Here is a 16,614-nt window from a genome sequence, read left to right on the forward strand (position 1 = left end):
AGATTAAAAAGATTGGGTGAGCACAAAATTCCGACGAATGAGCTCTTCGTCCATTCCTGCAGCAAAATGTTCCTTATGGTATTTTAGGAGGTAAATATACCTCACATAACGCCTTACCTTATTATAAAACAGTGCTGTGGGTTCTACTTCCCCTGTGATATAAAGAGGCACTTGCTCAGTATCGATATCCAATTGTTCAATAGAGAAAAGAATGTAATACAAGAAGTCTTCAATGGTTTCATAACTAAACCTATTGAAGTAATACAGTTTTTTACCTCTAAACACTACAAAGTAAAAAGAGCCTACTTCGGCATAGATATACATTACTTCGAAAGCGTGCGAAGAGTAGTGTTTGAGGAACATACGTAGTAGTGAGGTAGCAAAGTGTTGGTAGTCGAACCTACCGTAATAAGAAAGTAGTGCGTTATTTACTATTGTATTGGGCAAATAAGCATTCACCGTTTCAATAGATATGATTCTATCAATTTCCACGGTATAGGGTTCCGCCTCCGATACATCTATACTGTATTTGAGGTATTCCAGCATTTCGTCTTTTCCGCCGTAAAGAGACTGTGGGATAAAAGCAAAGGAAGGGGTATTGTGTAAAACCTTAATAGTATCGAAATCTTGGCGGAGGTCGTCTTCACTTTGTATCACAAAATAGATTTGCCTATCGATATCTTCTTTGCTCTTATAGCTGAAGTTGATAGGAAAATTATAAATAGCTTCTACACACAGGAGCACAGGGTTAAACACACAAAAAGAAAGTCCATCCAAGTTTATTTGAATGGACAATTCCTTAAAGTACGTTTTAAACTGATTATTGCTTTGCAATTTTTGCGTCATAAGAAGTTGGCCAGTTACCGTTTACAGTAAGCTCTTCGAGTGAACCTACTTTAATATTAGGACCTCTTACATCTTCTACCGATGTTTTTGCAATTTCTTTTTCTACTAAGTCTTCATCAAGACCTTGTAGCACCACTCTCTTAGGCACATACGCTTCAAAAACGGAAGATTTTACATTGTTCTTGTCGGTAATTTCTCCTGTTTTCATTATAAACTGACCAGGAATTTTACCTTTGATAGGAGGTAAATCGCGCAAATGCAAATAACGATTATCGTTCTTAAACAATGAATCTTTTACTGATACGTGCCCCAAAGTATCAATAACTACACCTTGGCGCATTACCGTAATTTTAAAAGTCTCATCGAAAGCATTCCAGCTTGTGTCGCGTTGTGAAGTAATAGTAAATTGTGCAGTTTCGATAAACTTAGTAAGCTCATCAAAATTATCGGCATATTTGCCGTTGAGTCTCAAATAAGCATCTTGCGCTGCACGGATATCTTTCAGTTTCTTAATTACCTCGGTGTAGCGTTCCTCCTTAATTTTTTTGAACTCAATAGGGCCTGTGATAGACCTGTAAATTAGGTAGCAAAATACTAAACCTAATGCCCAAAATGCAATAGTTACAATTTTTTTCATCGTTTTAATTCTATAAATTAATAATAACTTTCTTGACTGGTATTGCGCAAAACTACAATCTTTTTTTGAAACAAAAAAATTATTTTTAACTTTTTTTTATAATTTTGCTCTCAGAACTGTTTTTATTATGAACGAAAAAGCCTTTTTTAGTGCCCTTATTAGTGCCTTTAAACACAAGTCTACTCCTTCGCAAGATGTTGCTTTACAAAAGATTACAGAATATCTGTTCTCAGCAGATGCTTCTGATAAACTTTTTTTACTAAAAGGTTTTGCTGGAACTGGAAAAACTTCTATCACCAACTGTCTTATCCGTACTTTACCGCTCATAAACCACCAATCGGTGTTATTAGCACCTACCGGTAGAGCAGCCAAAGTGATGACCTATTTCACCCAAAGGCAGGCTTTCACTATTCACAAATATATTTATTACTCCAAAGCTGATGGTCCTGATGTATCCTTCAAACTGCGTGCCAATAAGCTCCAAAATACTTTATTTATAGTAGATGAGGCTTCGATGATTGCTGATAACGACTATCAACTCTTTGAGCGCCCTTCATTATTAAACGACTTAATGCGTTTTGTATATTCTGGAAAAAACTGCAAACTATTACTTATAGGCGATACTGCGCAATTGCCTCCTGTTAATACCCTCGAAAGTCCTGCACTGAATATCCCTTATTTAGAATATCAGTTTCAAAAAGAAGTATTCACGGTTACGCTTACTGAGGTGGTACGCCAGCGACGGAAGTCGGGGATATTGCGCAATGCTACCCGTTTGCGCAAACATATCTTCTCTTCGCTTGCTGAAAAGCAGTTCGCTTTTAAGATAAATCATCACCCTGATATAATACGACTTACTGACGGGGCTGAAATACAAGACGCTATCAGTGAGGCGTATGACGATTATGGTTCAGAAGAAACTACGGTGATAGTGCGCTCCAACAAGCGCGCTGTGGCTTGGAACAACCAAATACGTAGGGTGATTTTAGACGTTGAAGACGAAATAGCTGCCGGAGACTTGCTAATGGTGGTTAAGAATAATTACTTCTGGTGTAAGGATAATTCGCAAGTGAGTTTTATTGCCAATGGTGATACTATAGAGGTATTACAGCTTTATGACTTTACAGAAGTCTATGGTTTCCGCTTTGCTGAGGTATCGGCTCAGCTTATTGATTATCCCGAAGTACCTCCGTTTGATACGGTTATATTATTAGACACCTTAAACAGTGAAGCTCCTGCCTTATCACCAGCCCAAAGCAATCAGCTTTATGAAGAAGTACTCGCTGATTACGCTGATGAACCTACGGCTTATAAAAGATATCAGAAAGTGAAAGAAAACCCTTATTTCAATGCTTTGCAGGTGAAGTTTTCGTATGCGATTACCTGCCATAAGAGTCAAGGGGGGCAATGGGACGCCGTGTTTGTGGAAAAACCTTACTTACCTGATGATATCATAGATGAAGGTTACTTGCGATGGCTTTATACGGCTATCACTCGTGCTAAAGAAAGGGTGTACTTGGTAGGGTTTAAAGACGAGGATTTTGGCTGAGAATTAAGAGTTGAAGAAAGATGAGTTTTTTGAGTGACTTCAACTTTGGCAATAATTAGTTTCTTACTCTTCCAAAAGGAGCAAGAGCTAATGCCTGAGCTAACGAAAGACAAGTGCTGAACATCAGTCCGCCCCAGAAGCCGTGTACTACAAAGCCACCTACTAATTTGCTTGCCAGGAGCACAATTACAGTGTTGATGATAAATAAAAAGAGCCCAAAAGTCATAAAGGTAATAGGGAAGGCAATGAACTCTAATATAGGGCGTACAATACCATTGAGAAGTGAGAGCACAAAGGCTACCACAAGGGCTGTAAAGAAGTTCTCGATATGAGCACCTACATTTAGGTAGCCCAATACAAAAACAAGGGTTGCGGAGATGAATAAGCTTATAAAGTATCGCATAAGAAATGTATGGTTTTATTGTAAAATTCAGTAGGGTTTTGAGCGTGTAACCAGTGTCCTGCCTTGCTCACCGTATCGATAATAGCGTGCGGGAAGTGAGTGCGAATAAGGGCTTCGTCTTCGGGCATCACATACTCAGAATACTCTCCTTTTAAGAAGAGCGTTTTACCTTCGAACACATTACTATCAGGGAGTTCAGCTCCTATCTCGCTTTCATTCTCAATTAAAGCAGGGAGATTCAGGCGCAAGCCCAATCGGTCTTTGGTTTCCCAATAAAGGTTTTTCAGTAGGAACTGTCGCACCCCTATATCACTTACATAAGCCGAGAGCGCTTCATCGGCTTCGGCACGTGAATGTATCACATCGAAATTTAAGGACGCTAAACCTTGTAAACAAGCTCCGTGATGCTCAGGAAAGTATTTAGGCGACATATCAGCAACGATGAGAGAAAGCACTCTATCGGGGTGTTCGGTAGCGAAAAGCATTGCTGTTTTGCCTCCCATAGAATGCCCCATCAGGTGAAAAACTTTTAATCCGTGAGCATCAGCATATACAAGCAAATCTTGTGCCATTAGAGGATAGCTGAAATCGGGGCTGTGAAAACTACGACCGTGATTGCGTTGGTCTACTAAATGCACTTGAAAGCCCGCTTCGGCATATTTGAGCCCCAAAGTACGCCAGTTATCTGACATACCCAAAAAGCCGTGCAGGATAATGAAGGGAGTACCTTCGCCTATAATTTGAGAATGTAACATAGTTATTTAGTAAGATAATTTAAAAGTTGTTAGGGACTTTCCATTCTTCTATAATTCCTTTTTCAATAGCTTTTTGCACTAATGATTTTGCTACTGCGGGATACCAAGAGCCTGTCTCAGGATCGCCATTGGCACAAGTACCATCGGATAAGCCAGGATGTTTAATCCACAAATAAGCGTCGGCGTGAGGAGCAGAGGTTTTGGTGGTAGGGCGTACTCCTAAAGCGGCATTGAAATTGTTACAACTGTAATAATAAGCCTTATTGGTTTGTTTAGGGCTATCAATACCATTGCGGGAGGTGTCTATCACGTAGTATTTTGTGCCTAAGTTTTTCTTTTGGAGCGTTTGTACGAACTCTTCGCTCCACTTTTCAGCTCGAGGAGTCCCTCTATGGTCGGCGACGTTGGTAACAAAGCCACGCATATACCGAATGCCACCATCTATTACCGCTTGGGCAGCTTCTTCTTGTTTAAGTTCTGTTCCGCCAATATGTAAATATAATAACGCATTCGGGTTGTTATCAGCAAAGGTTTTTCCTACATAAGAGAGGAGTTCAGCGCGTTCTTTGTATTTTGCATCGTTGTATTTCCAGCCTTTCTTTAAACAAAAGTTATGGGCATCGGGTTCTACAATCACTATTATAGGGGTTTTGCCAATAATAGCACTAGTGCGATTTATCCACGCTTTATAAGAAGCAGCCGTTTTATGACCTCCGGTTGAATACGAACCACAATCTCTATAAGGAATGCCGTAGAGTGTGATGATAGGTGTTTTTTGTTGTGCCTTTGCGCCTTCGATGAGGCGTTTTAAGGTAGTATCGTCGAAGGCTTCTACGCCTTCGAACCATTCAGCTGTGGGAGTAGCGGCTATTTGGTAATAGAGTTTCTTTAAGTAAGGGTCTTTTTCTTGCTTAGTCATTTCATAAGCCTTAGTTTCAGTAAAGAGATAGAAAGGCTTGGAATAAGCTAATAAAGAACTGTCTCCTTTTTTAGGTTCTTCCTTTTTGGGGTTTTCTTTTTGCGGAATCTCCTCAGTATTATTATGCTTATCACAAGAGATGATTGCGAAGCATATCGCAATGATGAGATAGGGATATGTAAGGAAAAAGAGTTTTTTCATTGGATAATATAATCAATGATTAATGATTAATGGTTAATGATTAATGGTTAATGGTTGTTTGATGATTCCTTCGGTTGAGGTTCGTCACATATTCAGCCCTTCAGGGAGAACCTCCCCCTAACCCCCTCAAAGAGGGGGAAGTACGATGCAAAAGAGACTTTTTAGAGGTTTTAATGTTAATTATTATCTTTTTTTATCTGAAAGCGAATGTAGGTAATGGGTTTGTTTTGCTCCAAATAGAACTGCTCATAAAAGGTTTTAATTTCGGTTACTTCTTCGGGTACACCGTCGCTGTTATAGATGTTGTGATTGGCATAGAGTACTTTATGCCCTGCTCCGTGTAACAATCCGAGCGTATAGCCGTGCATAAACTCACTATCGGTTTTGAGGTGGATATAACCCTCAGGTGCAAGGATATGCTGATACCGCGTTAGAAAATCGGCGTTTGTAAGGCGGTGCTTGGTGCGCTTGTATTTGATTTGAGGGTCGGGGAAGGTAATCCATATTTCGCTTACTTCCTCAGGGGCAAAACAACATTCGATGAGTTCTATTTGGGTGCGCAAGAAGGCTACATTGGTAATATTTTCGTCAGTAGCAGTTTTAGCCCCTCGCCAAAAGCGTGCTCCTTTGATATCGATACCTATAAAATTCTTCTGAGGGTAGCGTTTGGCTAAGCCCACTGAGTATTCGCCTTTACCACAACCCAATTCTAAGACAATAGGGTGATTGTTCTTAAAAAAGAGTTCCTTCCACCGACCTTTATAGACAAAAGCACCGTTAAGGAGCTCTTCGCGTGAAGGTTGGATTACATTGGCAAAGGTTTTATTTTCTTCAAAGCGTTTGAGTTTGTTTTTGCTTCCCATATTGTTATATATAATTTAAACCTCCCCCCTTTACACATACCCAGCTGTCGCTGGCTACCTCAAAGGGGGAATATGAGACGGTCTATATATTAGGCGATTACGCGTATGGTGTTCTTTACTTGTTCGGCTATTTGGCGTGCTTTGTTGATATTGGGGTTTACAATGGTTACGTGTCCCATTTTCCTAAAAGGGCGTGTTTCTTTTTTGCCGTAGATATGGGGGGTTACGCCTTCCATTGCAATTATCTGTTCGATGTTTTCATACACTACCTTTCCTTGATAGCCTTCTGCTCCTACAAGATTCACCATTACGCCTGCGACCTTACTTTCGGTACTTCCTAAGGGCAGGTTTAAGATAGCGCGCAGGTGTTGCTCAAACTGATTGGTATAAGCTGCCTCGATACTGTAATGCCCTGAGTTATGTGGGCGAGGAGCGACTTCGTTTACCAAAATCTCATCGTTTTCTGTTTGAAAGAGCTCGACGGCTAAGAGTCCTACTACTTCAAAAGCTTGGGCGACTTGTATTGCAATAGTACGTGCTTTTTGAGCGACAGCCTCTTCAATACGCGCAGGACAGAGGACATACTCCACCTGATTGGCTTCGGGGTGGAACTCCATTTCTACCACAGGGTAGGTGCGCACCTGACCCTTTGCATTACGAGCTACGATTACTGCCAATTCCTTTTTGAAAGGCACTAAGCTTTCGGCAATGCACTGGTCGTTAGGCAAAAGATTCAGGTCGGTGAGCAGGCGGACAATTTTCACGCCATTACCGTCGTACCCGAAGCGTGCTGACTTCCACACGAAAGGCAAAGAGAGCTGTTGCTCATTGATTGCCTTTTTCAGACTTTCGGTATTTTGAAAGACTTGAAAAGGAGCGGTAGGGATACTGTGAGTGGCATAAAACTGTTTTTGAGTGGCTTTATTTTGGATATTCTTGATAGTTTGAGGGCTGGGATATACTTTTACCCCTTCGGTTTGTAGTTTCTCTAAGGCTTCTACGTTTACGTTTTCGATTTCAATGGTGAGTACTTCTACGTCTTTACCAAAGTTATACACGGTATTAAAGTCGGTAAGGTTGCCTTGCACAAAGGTGTTGCAGGCAATGCGACAAGGAGCATCGGGGGAGGGGTCGAGCACCTTGGTGGTGATATCAAACTTGCGGGTTTCGGTAAGGAGCATCTTGCCTAACTGACCTCCGCCAAGGATTCCGAGTGTAAAATCGGAAGAGAAATAATGGGGCATATTGCTTTTAATGATTAGTGGTTAGAGGTTAATGGTTAATGAGGAGGCAAAGGTACGAAATTATTTTTTAATGCCAAAAAATGCCAAAAATGCCAATAATACTGATAATCAACTTTGGCAAAGGTCGTAGCACGAAATCTTCTTTTATTGGAAGTGCGCCTGATGGTGCAAATTTAAAACAAATTGGTTTCAAAATTAAAAGAAAATCTTCCTTCGGGAGAGAAATAGAACAGATTACAACAAAATCAAACAAAAAAGGTTTTGTTTAGTTTGTATAGATTTGTCTTAATTTTTGAAGCGTTAGTTTTATCATTTGAAAAGTAGCAATATACTGTAAAAAAGATGTTGGGATTTCGTAAGATATCAAAAGATATTAGTATAATATCGTAAAATACCGAGATGAAAGAAAACTATGAAAAAAGTGTACTTAGCTTATAGAAAGCTTATAGGAAGCTTATACGAATCTTGGACGATTGGTATAGAAATGCTATATAGATTGTTTATTTTCAATGGGTTATGAATTGTTAAAATTGTATAAAACATTTTATAGTTTTTATACTTAGCGGTTATTTTATTATCTTTGCGCCAAAAGTTATTTTTTTTCTTATGACAACCTCAGAATTAACTATTGATGAGTGGTATATGCATAGGTGCATTCAGTTGGCTTATAATGGCTTAGGAAGTACCTATCCGAACCCTATGGTAGGTAGTGTTATCGTATACGAAGGGCGTATCATAGGGGAGGGGTGGCACCAGAAAGCGGGTGAGGCACACGCTGAGGTACGGGCGATTACCTCGGTGAAGGATAAGAGTCTGCTACCGAAAAGTACGATTTATGTGAGTTTAGAGCCCTGTAGCCATTTTGGGAAAACGCCTCCGTGTGCTGACCTTATCATTGCTCACAAGATAGGGCGGGTGGTGATTGGCACTACTGACCCTTTTGCGAAAGTGCACGGCAAAGGAATTGAAAAACTGCGCAATGCAGGGTGTGAGGTGACAGTGGGGGTGTGTGAGGCTGAATGTAGGGAACTGAACAAACGGTTTTTTACTTTTCACGAAAAACATCGCCCTTATATTATCCTGAAATGGGCTGAAACGCGCGATGGGTTTATAGCTCCCCTGCATAAAGAAGAGGTTGCTCCGCACTGGATTAGCGACGTTTATGCACGCCAGACAGCACACCAAATGCGCACTGAGGAACAGGGTATTGTGGTGGGAGTAGGAACGGTATTGGCGGATAATCCTTCGTTGGACAGCCGTAGCTGGTATGGGCGCAACCCTGTGAGGATAATAATTGACCCGAAGTTACGTAGTCCGAAGGAATTTGGGGTATGGAACGACCGTACAACTACTTTGTTTTTTACTGAAGAGACGTCTGTTCCCGAGATGATACACACTGATTTTTTCACGATAGATTTTAAGCATAAACCTTTGGAACAAATTTGTGCTAAACTGTATGAAATGAATTTACAAAGTATGATTGTGGAAGGAGGGGCTTATACATTACAACAGTTTATCGACGAAGGGTTATGGGACGAAGCGGTTCTATTTACGGGGGATATTTGCTTTGGAGAAGGGGTGAAAGCGCCTATTTTCAGGTAAAAAGTGCGAGCCGCACAGGCGTAAAAGGTAAGGTAAAGTCAGCGATGGCTCACAGTTGGGTATGTGAGTAAAAGGTAAAAAGAGGTAGAAATTGCAGGAATTACTAAAAAACGGTGAAAGAAGGCTTGGGGTATACCGAATAAATGTTAAAAAGAGGTTGTTTTTAGGAGAAAAAGTGCTTTATGGCAAGATTTTTGATAGTAGAATTAGTATAAATATGATGTAAGCAAGTATGTCTTACAGTGTTTTAGCACAATAGTTATTTTATAAGGAGTGTAACACGGCACACATATTAAAAGTAGCGTATAAGTCTTTGGCTTGGAAAGACTCGCACAGGTTTTAGAAAGTACGAGCATTACAAACATAGATAATCTTCAAAATAATTATATACAATGAAAAGAGTTATTTTATTACTTTCGGCAGTTGGCTTATTCACAGCTTGTGATAAAGGCGACGATTTACCACCTTCAGATCCTATCTATTTTGCAGATAAGATAGTGGAGACGACCCTACCTGCACAAGGTACCCAAACACAAACTACTGAAAATCTTTTTGAATATGAGAAAACCGCATTAGGCTTGGTACGCAAACACACAATAAAAGTGATAGATGGCACCGGTAGAACTGTGGAAAAAGTGTACGAAACTTCGTATAAGGGGACTTTTCCTATCAAAACGGTTTACACAGAAGGCAATGTGAAAAAAGAGGAAGTTGTGTATGAAAAGTATAGCAGTGAAAGAGGACGCTTGCTTAGGAAAACAACTACTGTGGTAGGCAAAGAAAGTTTGCCAACCGTAGATGAGTATGAGTATGATGGTGGCAGGTTAAAAAAACATACTAAAAGTGAAAAGTTATCGGCTAATGTAACTAAGTATACAGTGGTAGTCTACAATCGTGAAGTACGCAATGAGATAAAGGCTGTAACAAGCGAATACACTGAAACGAGTGGAGTGAAGAGTACCGCTACCACTACTGCTACAGATACTTATGTGTTGAACTACAACGAAACGGTAAGAGAACACACTCACACGGCAGGTAATAAGACTTCGGTAACAACCTACCAGTATGATGGTAGAACCAATCCTTGGTTTTTGCATTTGTCTTACAGAGCTACTCACCCCGAAGTATTCTTAGATGAGCAATACGCCAGAAATAACATTACCAAGAAAACGGTAAAGGATTCTGGTGCAACAGGACGTAGTTACGAGCAAGAAACCACTTATAGTTACTTTAAAACTGAATACCCTCTTAAAGCTACTGTAAAGGAAAATGGTAAAGAAGTAAAAACAATAGAATTCACATATTAGTTAGATTTTACATTGTATTTGTGTTTGAAAGTTCTTTCAGAAAAAGCTCCTATAAAAGGAGCTTTTTTCTTATTTAAGCCGTAGATTGTAGCACGATAGCCAGTGTGAGCCACACAGGCAGTTTATTATTTTGGGTTTTGAGAAACTCGGGAAAATCTTTCTGCTTGGTGAGTTCGTAACTTTATACCATTTGTTTTTCGGGAGCAAAGGTACAGTAGAGGGAAAGGGATTTGCATTGGACAAGTTCAATAAAAGCATAGACCATAGTTTTTAGGGTATAGAGATATTTAGCAAAAGCTTGTCGTGCAAGGGTATATTATTTACTAATTATTACTATCTTTGGCGCAAAAATATAATAAAATAATTCATATGAAAGCAGTTATATGTATGGCTTTGGTTTGTAGTCAATGCGTAGTGGCACAGTACACTACCTCAAAGTATCTTGCAGATAAAGATACTAAAGCCCCTTTACGAGCAGCTACAATTCATAATACCAACGACTACACCATCACTAATGACGATGGGCACTTTGTGTTCTATTCAGCCAACGATAGCGTAACTATAAAAATGTTAGGCTATGAAACCCTCAAAACTACTTTCAAAGCCCTCAGTCGTACAAAAGACACCTTGTACCTTACCCCAAAACCTTTTCAGTTAGACGAAGTAACTCTTTCTAACAAAAACATTATACAAGAAGCCTATAATCACGCTAGCACCAATTATCCTATGGAACCTTTTGTTGAAGATTTCTTTTTGCGTTGTGTGCTCAAACGCAATGGTGAACTCGTGAAAATAGAAGATTTCAGTGGGCGTATCAAGCGTGATAAATTATTAGGAGCCAAGAAAAATTTCACTTTTCAATTGCTGAATATGCGTAAATTTGGTATAGAAAAGAAAGGTATGCGAGCAGACGATTTTGATATCCCTTCCTTAAATGATGTTTTTCAATGGTGGAGCAATATTCTATTTTTAAATCAAGAAAACTATCATTTTTCACGACCTAAAACTGTAGATGAACAACATCAGAAGATAGAATATACGCCTAAAAGCAAAGATGATTATCAAAAATCAATAGGATATTTTATCATCAATACCGATGATTATGCCATCAAAGAACGTATTTATAAAATCAATCCTAAAATAATTCATAAAATACCCTATACTAAGAAACCATTCATCAAATACAGAACTATTGATTATTTTTATAAGGAAAAATGTGAGAAAGACAACAAAAACAACAAATATTTTATAGCCAATGCCATAGTTAACGCAAAAGTAGAAGGATATGTAGGGGAAGAAAGAATAGTATATGATGTAAGTTTCGAGCTCATTGTTACCCACCCTTTTTCAGACCTCAGTACTTTTAAAGCCAATGTAAATGGTAAAAAAGAACTGTTTAAATTAGAGGTGCCCTATAACAAAGAATTTTGGGAGACCCAAAACCAATTGCCTCTTACCAATGAAATGCGCAACTTTATCAATAAAACTCATAACCAAAAAGAATACCGTGTGATTTCTAATTTCTAAAGTAATGAAAAATATAACAATATGAAAACACTATTCCTTATCCTATTATTCACAGCTACTGCCTTACCTGCCCAAGTAGCCGAACTCACCCTGCTTGATGCCTCTACAAAGCAGCCCATCCCCAACGTCGAAGCCTATTACACACGCTCTCTCAACGGCACTATTACCAATGAGGAAGGTAAGTTACGCATTACTGTAGAAAATGATACGCTTACCCTAAGCCATATAGGCTATACAACTAAAAAGATTTTTACCGATAAAACCTTTGCCAAAGCAACAGTTTATCTCAATCCTCAGGAAATACAACTTGACGAAGTGGTGTTGTACAATTTTGATTTGAAGAAAAAAGTGAAGTATGTTTTAGATAATTACTTTAAGCTGTATGATACTAAGGCTAAGATATTAGAGTGTACTTATCGTGAGAAGTTAATAAGAAATGATACCTTAACAAGGCTCTACCAAGTGCAGTTAGATTGGTGGAGCAAAAGTTATCGTTATACTTCTTTCAAGCAACCTTTAGAAAAACTATTACAAATCCAACTTAAAAATATCGACTATTCTAAAATGTTAAGCCAAGAAGAAGTCGCGGCTCGTTCTGCTTATGTAGAAAGAAAACCAATGTTTATATATTTTTTTGTGAACACCTATTTGTCATTTATAGATCAATTTGGTGAAAATATTGAAATTAAAAAAGTAGAGAAAAGTAAAGATGTTACTAAAGTAACATTTAATGCTGATATTGTAATCAATAAAAAACTAATTCTAAAACTTGAAAAATCGGTATTGGTGTTTGACAATACTACCAATGCTGTGAGAAAAGTTATTTTTAACGACATACATCAAGGTACGAAGGATAAAGTTTCTGAGAAAACTAATAAGCCTTATAAGTCTATTACAGATAACTATCGTTTGGAACTCACTTTAACTGACTATAAAGGCAAATTACTATTTAGTTCTTATTATGTAAGACTCATAGGAGCTGTTGAATATAAAGGGAAAAGAGATAAACTCTTTTTTGAACATAGTTTTTTGCGTACAGGAGTACAGAACAAGCATATTAAAAAAGAAGATAGAATAGATATTCAAAAGTCTTTCCACGAATACATTACTCCTCACAAACAAGGTGAAGCCAAGTTTTTACTTACCAAAGAAGAACAAGATTTTATAAACCAATAACCATAATATCTAAACATTTAATATAAGAAACTTATGAAATTAAAATTACGTATAACAACAATTTTACTACTAATCACTTTTCAATTTCTTGCTGCACAACAGAAGATTATAAATGTTTTGGATAATACAACCAAACAGCCTATTAGCAATGTGCATCTATATCTGCCTAATCTTGAAAAAGGAACAATTACTAATGAAGAGGGTAAAGCAAAAATAGATTTTAGCATACAAGATAGCTTAATTGTAAGTTGTGTAGGTTATACAACAAAGAGATTAGTTATAAATAAAGACACTTCTTTCAGCACTCTGTATTTAACTCCTGAAGAAATTGTGCTTGATGAGGTAGTTATTTATAATTTTGACTTAAAAAAACAAGTAGGATACGTGTTAGATAATTATAAAAAACTCTATGAAACTAATGCTAAAACATTAGAATGTACTTATAGAGAAAAGTTTATAAGAAATGACACCCTTACACGGCTTTATCAAGTGCAGTTAGATTGGTGGTTTAAACAATATCTATTTATCCCACAAGAAACATTAGATAAACAGTTGGCTGTTGCACTTAAAAATACTGATTATTCACATATTAAAAAAGGAACAACTAAAACGCAAGGAGCTTTTTTAGATCCTAAAAACCTATTTCAATATCTTTATCCTAACAGCTATTTATCTTTCATAAAGTATTATGGGGAGAATATTGAAATTAAAAAAGTTGAAAAAGACACTGAGCATACCAAGGTAACTTTTAATGCAGACATTGTTATCAAAAAAGAGCTCAGTCTTAAATTAACTAATTCGGTTATTTATTTTGATAATCACACTAATGCAGTGAAACGCATTATCTTTAATGATACCAAGCATTCTGTAAATGAAGGTATTTCAAAGGAAAGCAAAATTCCTTTTAAATCTATCTCAGATAATTTTTCCTTAGATATTACTTTCAGTAATTATAAGAACAAACTATTGTTTAGCAGTCTTTATGTAAAAGCTAAAGGAGGTATTGAATATAATAACAAAAGAGATAATCTTCAAACAGAGCAATCTTTCTTGCGTACAGGAGTAACAAAAGGACAAATAAAAAAGAATGACAGAATAGAGGTTGAAAAACCTTTCTTTGAATACATTACCCCTCACAAACAAGGTGAAGCCAAGTTTTTACTTACCAAAGAAGAACAAGATTTTATAAACCAATAACCATAATGCCCACTACCGAGAAATCTCCAGAGTTTTACAAGCATTACCCCGCGTTGTTCTGCGCTTATTTCCCCACAGTTAGCGAGGAAACAAATAAAATTCTTACGAGTATTTACGGTTATAAATCGTCTTTTTGGGAACTATGGCAACAGCGTAAAGCAGAGTACTTTAAGGCTATACAAACCGAAAAACGCCTGCTTACTACCTCTGAGGTATCGTTTGAACAATACAGTAGCTTAGCAGATGATAAGTCGGCTTTTGGCAAAATAGCTATAGATAGCCTTTGGATACAAAGCAACACTTTAACAGAATAGACAATTTGCAGATGAAATACTTTGCGGTTTTTTTGTTAAAAAACCACTTTTACCTGCATTTTGTTCAAAAAATTTCAGCCTTTTTTACCCATCTGATATTCAGTTTTCTAACGCCTTTCCTTCGCCTTAGCTTCGGTTTAGATTCGCCTTAGGTTCGTCTTACCTTCGGTTAAAGTAGCTAAAAAGTAAAATATAAAAATAAAGACAATATATTGACTATTATATATTTATGGTTTTTAAAAAGTTTTAAGATACTCAGCTCTTAAATCTGAAAAAAACGCAAGCATTTAACAAGTATTAACATTTTTATTAATGGATAGATTTGCCAATGCTCTATTTCCTGAATTTGCCAATTCACTAATTATTTACTACTTTTGCAAAAAATTACGTTGTAACTTATTATATGAAACATAGATTCCCCATACTGCTCACTATATTCATCGCCTTACTGCTGTGGCAGTGCGCCCGTCGTGGTTCGCCCACAGGAGGTCCCAAAGATACTACTGCACCTGTCCTTTTGCAGTCGGTGCCAAGGTCGGGAGCAATGAAGTTCCACGGCAAGAAAATACGTTTGCAGTTCGATGAGTTTGTGGTTACCAAAGATGTGCGCAAACAGCTTATCATCTCCCCCCCGATGAAAACCTTCCCTACTATTTCGCCTACTTCAGCTTCGAAATGGTTGGAAATAAACATTATCGATACCCTAAAACCCAATACTACCTACGTGCTGAACTTCGGTAATAGTATTCAGGATTACAACGAAGGCAATCCTTTGCGCGATTTTAAATACGTGTTTTCAACTGGCGATGCGCTCGACTCGCTTTGGTATGAAGGTGATATTGCCGATGCCATTGCCCCTAAACCCGATAACTTTGTAACGGTGATGCTCTACCCCTATAACGAGCAGTATAACGATTCGCTTGTGTACAAAACGCAACCTACTTACGTTACCAATACGCTCGATAGTCTCGATAGCTTTGTGCTCGAATACCTTAAAGAAGGCAAATACAAGCTCATTGCGCTGAAAGAGAAGAGTGCGAACTATCTGTTCAATCCCAAAGACGACAAAATTGCCTTTATGGAAGAACCTATCACCGTCGCCTATTTAAAGGGGAATCCACAGGGGTTCTACCCCAAATTGCGCTTGTTTAAAGAAGTACCTCCTTATAAAGCACACCGCCCTACACAAGTGGCGGGCAACCACATACAGTTTGGCTTCGAAGGTAAAACCGATAGTGTGAGCATCAATCCCATATCACCGGTGAGTAAAGATTTTAAGTATATCGTCTCCAAAGACCCCAAGAAAGATACGCTTAACCTGTGGTATAGCCCTAAACAGAAGGATTCTTTGGTATTTACAGTAGCAAAACAGAAAAAAATTGATACGTTTAAAGTTCGTATAAAGGAAATGAAAAACGACAGTTTGCAGATAGAGAACCTTTTTTCAGGTGATTTGCCGATGTACAAAGACTTTGGTTTTAGGAGTAATATCCCCATAGTAAAGACTGATAGCACTAAGCTAAAAGTGTTTGCAGGCAAAGATTCTACGGCAGTAGCTGTTCCGTTTAAAACACAATTAGCGCCTAATCGCTTAGAATATTATGTGCTATTCGATAAAAAGAACGACGAGACCTACCGCATAGAAGCACTCCCTAATGCGCTCACCGACTTTTTTGGACATACGAACGATACCCTAAAAGTAAACCTACATACCAAAAAACTCGAAGAAGTAGCCATTTTTAAGCTACACCTCAACACCGATGAGAAGACCCTGCAATACCCTGTTATTTTGCAACTCACCAACGAAAAAGCTACCGAGGTAGTGCGAGAGCTTTATGTTGAAAAACCACAAGAGCAATATGTGTTCGAGAACGTAAACCCCAGTAAGTTCCGCTTACGGCTGATAGAAGACAAGAATGCTAACCGAGAGTGGGACACAGGTAGTTTCCTTGAACAACGCCAGCCCGAGCGGGTCTGGTATTTCCCGCAACTCATAGAGCTCCGCGCCAACTGGGAAGTAGAAGAAACGTGGCGAATTGATAATTAGCATTTGCTATGTAGATAAAAATTATTA

At 38.2% G+C, this 16,614-nt stretch carries 16 protein-coding genes; 9 read left to right on the top strand and 7 right to left on the bottom strand.

Features of this window, described 5'->3' with window-relative positions; all coding sequences use genetic code 11:
- Window positions 1-3: 3 nt before the first annotated feature.
- Both AM608_RS06065 and AM608_RS06070 read right to left on the bottom strand, forming a co-directional pair.
- Window positions 4-846, bottom strand: coding sequence for a DUF3822 family protein (locus AM608_RS06065; protein ID WP_051018406.1), 843 nt, complete (start codon window positions 844-846; stop codon window positions 4-6).
- Window positions 821-1,483: a hypothetical protein gene (locus tag AM608_RS06070; protein WP_002673865.1), complete on the bottom strand. Its 663-nt coding sequence runs from the start codon at window positions 1,481-1,483 to the stop codon at window positions 821-823. The genes AM608_RS06065 and AM608_RS06070 overlap by 26 nt, the downstream gene beginning before the upstream one ends.
- Before the next feature lie 127 nt (window positions 1,484-1,610).
- On the opposite strand from AM608_RS06070, the gene AM608_RS06075 reads away from it, so the two are divergent.
- Window positions 1,611-3,032, top strand: a complete 1,422-nt coding sequence (locus AM608_RS06075; protein ID WP_053581097.1) for an ATP-dependent RecD-like DNA helicase — start codon at window positions 1,611-1,613, stop codon at window positions 3,030-3,032.
- 55 nt (window positions 3,033-3,087) lie between these two features.
- Here the strand turns inward: AM608_RS06075 and AM608_RS06080 are convergent, their stop codons facing one another.
- The 5 genes from AM608_RS06080 to AM608_RS06100 form a co-directional block, all read right to left on the bottom strand.
- Entirely contained in the window at window positions 3,088-3,435 is a 348-nt protein-coding gene (locus AM608_RS06080) for a phage holin family protein (RefSeq protein WP_002673862.1), read from the bottom strand.
- Entirely contained in the window at window positions 3,420-4,190 is a 771-nt protein-coding gene (locus AM608_RS06085; RefSeq protein ID WP_053581098.1) for an alpha/beta fold hydrolase, read from the bottom strand. Before AM608_RS06085 ends, AM608_RS06080 begins: the two co-directional genes overlap by 16 nt.
- A gap of 19 nt (window positions 4,191-4,209) precedes the next feature.
- Window positions 4,210-5,310, bottom strand: coding sequence for a glycoside hydrolase family 6 protein (locus tag AM608_RS06090; protein ID WP_053581099.1), 1,101 nt, complete (start codon window positions 5,308-5,310; stop codon window positions 4,210-4,212).
- 176 nt (window positions 5,311-5,486) lie between these two features.
- The gene (gene trmB, locus AM608_RS06095) at window positions 5,487-6,173 is read right to left on the bottom strand and encodes a tRNA (guanosine(46)-N7)-methyltransferase TrmB (RefSeq protein ID WP_053581100.1); all 687 of its coding nucleotides are present in this window, start codon (window positions 6,171-6,173) and stop codon (window positions 5,487-5,489) included.
- 89 nt (window positions 6,174-6,262) lie between these two features.
- Entirely contained in the window at window positions 6,263-7,417 is a 1,155-nt protein-coding gene (locus AM608_RS06100; RefSeq protein WP_053581101.1) for a 5-(carboxyamino)imidazole ribonucleotide synthase, read from the bottom strand.
- Between the two features lie 89 nt (window positions 7,418-7,506).
- On the opposite strand from AM608_RS06100, the gene AM608_RS06105 reads away from it, so the two are divergent.
- The 8 genes from AM608_RS06105 to AM608_RS06140 all read left to right on the top strand — a co-directional run bounded on the left by AM608_RS06105 (window position 7,507) and on the right by AM608_RS06140 (window position 16,587).
- A complete protein-coding gene (locus tag AM608_RS06105) occupies window positions 7,507-7,686 on the top strand; it encodes a cytochrome c (RefSeq protein WP_253273447.1) in 180 nt (59 codons plus the stop codon).
- Window positions 7,687-8,023: 337 nt separating this feature from the next.
- Window positions 8,024-9,019: a bifunctional diaminohydroxyphosphoribosylaminopyrimidine deaminase/5-amino-6-(5-phosphoribosylamino)uracil reductase RibD gene (ribD, locus tag AM608_RS06110; RefSeq protein ID WP_053581103.1), complete on the top strand. Its 996-nt coding sequence runs from the start codon at window positions 8,024-8,026 to the stop codon at window positions 9,017-9,019.
- A gap of 392 nt (window positions 9,020-9,411) precedes the next feature.
- Window positions 9,412-10,326 (top strand): hypothetical protein, encoded by a 915-nt coding sequence (locus AM608_RS06115; protein ID WP_053581104.1) that lies wholly within the window; start codon window positions 9,412-9,414, stop codon window positions 10,324-10,326.
- 369 nt (window positions 10,327-10,695) lie between these two features.
- Entirely contained in the window at window positions 10,696-11,853 is a 1,158-nt protein-coding gene (locus tag AM608_RS06120; protein WP_053581105.1) for a collagen-binding protein, read from the top strand.
- Between the two features lie 21 nt (window positions 11,854-11,874).
- Window positions 11,875-13,029, top strand: a complete 1,155-nt coding sequence (locus AM608_RS06125) for a carboxypeptidase-like regulatory domain-containing protein (RefSeq protein ID WP_053581106.1) — start codon at window positions 11,875-11,877, stop codon at window positions 13,027-13,029.
- 33 nt (window positions 13,030-13,062) lie between these two features.
- Window positions 13,063-14,226 (top strand): carboxypeptidase-like regulatory domain-containing protein, encoded by a 1,164-nt coding sequence (locus tag AM608_RS06130; RefSeq protein ID WP_053581107.1) that lies wholly within the window; start codon window positions 13,063-13,065, stop codon window positions 14,224-14,226.
- A gap of 5 nt (window positions 14,227-14,231) precedes the next feature.
- Complete coding sequence (locus AM608_RS06135) at window positions 14,232-14,540, top strand: hypothetical protein (RefSeq protein WP_053581108.1); 309 nt, start codon at window positions 14,232-14,234, stop codon at window positions 14,538-14,540.
- Window positions 14,541-14,943: 403 nt separating this feature from the next.
- Window positions 14,944-16,587 (top strand): Ig-like domain-containing protein, encoded by a 1,644-nt coding sequence (locus AM608_RS06140; RefSeq protein WP_053581109.1) that lies wholly within the window; start codon window positions 14,944-14,946, stop codon window positions 16,585-16,587.
- Window positions 16,588-16,614 lie beyond the last annotated feature (27 nt).

It is taken from the genome of Capnocytophaga sp. oral taxon 323, assembly GCF_001278825.1.
GTDB lineage: Bacteria > Bacteroidota > Bacteroidia > Flavobacteriales > Flavobacteriaceae > Capnocytophaga > Capnocytophaga ochracea.

Excerpts from the sequence above, each read along its gene's own strand:
- AM608_RS06085 (WP_053581098.1), bottom strand. The coding sequence starts at position 4,190 with ATGTTACATTCTCAAATTATAGGCGAAGGTACTCCCTTCATTATCCTG.
- AM608_RS06125 (WP_053581106.1), top strand. The coding sequence starts at position 11,875 with ATGAAAACACTATTCCTTATCCTATTATTCACAGCTACTGCCTTACCT.
- AM608_RS06115 (WP_053581104.1), top strand. The coding sequence starts at position 9,412 with ATGAAAAGAGTTATTTTATTACTTTCGGCAGTTGGCTTATTCACAGCT.
- AM608_RS06120 (WP_053581105.1), top strand. The coding sequence starts at position 10,696 with ATGAAAGCAGTTATATGTATGGCTTTGGTTTGTAGTCAATGCGTAGTG.
- AM608_RS06065 (WP_051018406.1), bottom strand. The coding sequence starts at position 846 with ATGACGCAAAAATTGCAAAGCAATAATCAGTTTAAAACGTACTTTAAG.
- AM608_RS06075 (WP_053581097.1), top strand. The coding sequence starts at position 1,611 with ATGAACGAAAAAGCCTTTTTTAGTGCCCTTATTAGTGCCTTTAAACAC.
- AM608_RS06070 (WP_002673865.1), bottom strand. The coding sequence starts at position 1,483 with ATGAAAAAAATTGTAACTATTGCATTTTGGGCATTAGGTTTAGTATTT.
- AM608_RS06090 (WP_053581099.1), bottom strand. The coding sequence starts at position 5,310 with ATGAAAAAACTCTTTTTCCTTACATATCCCTATCTCATCATTGCGATA.
- AM608_RS06130 (WP_053581107.1), top strand. The coding sequence starts at position 13,063 with ATGAAATTAAAATTACGTATAACAACAATTTTACTACTAATCACTTTT.
- ribD (WP_053581103.1), top strand. The coding sequence starts at position 8,024 with ATGACAACCTCAGAATTAACTATTGATGAGTGGTATATGCATAGGTGC.
- AM608_RS06105 (WP_253273447.1), top strand. The coding sequence starts at position 7,507 with ATGCCAATAATACTGATAATCAACTTTGGCAAAGGTCGTAGCACGAAA.
- AM608_RS06080 (WP_002673862.1), bottom strand. The coding sequence starts at position 3,435 with ATGCGATACTTTATAAGCTTATTCATCTCCGCAACCCTTGTTTTTGTA.
- AM608_RS06100 (WP_053581101.1), bottom strand. The coding sequence starts at position 7,417 with ATGCCCCATTATTTCTCTTCCGATTTTACACTCGGAATCCTTGGCGGA.
- AM608_RS06140 (WP_053581109.1), top strand. The coding sequence starts at position 14,944 with ATGAAACATAGATTCCCCATACTGCTCACTATATTCATCGCCTTACTG.
- trmB (WP_053581100.1), bottom strand. The coding sequence starts at position 6,173 with ATGGGAAGCAAAAACAAACTCAAACGCTTTGAAGAAAATAAAACCTTT.
- AM608_RS06135 (WP_053581108.1), top strand. The coding sequence starts at position 14,232 with ATGCCCACTACCGAGAAATCTCCAGAGTTTTACAAGCATTACCCCGCG.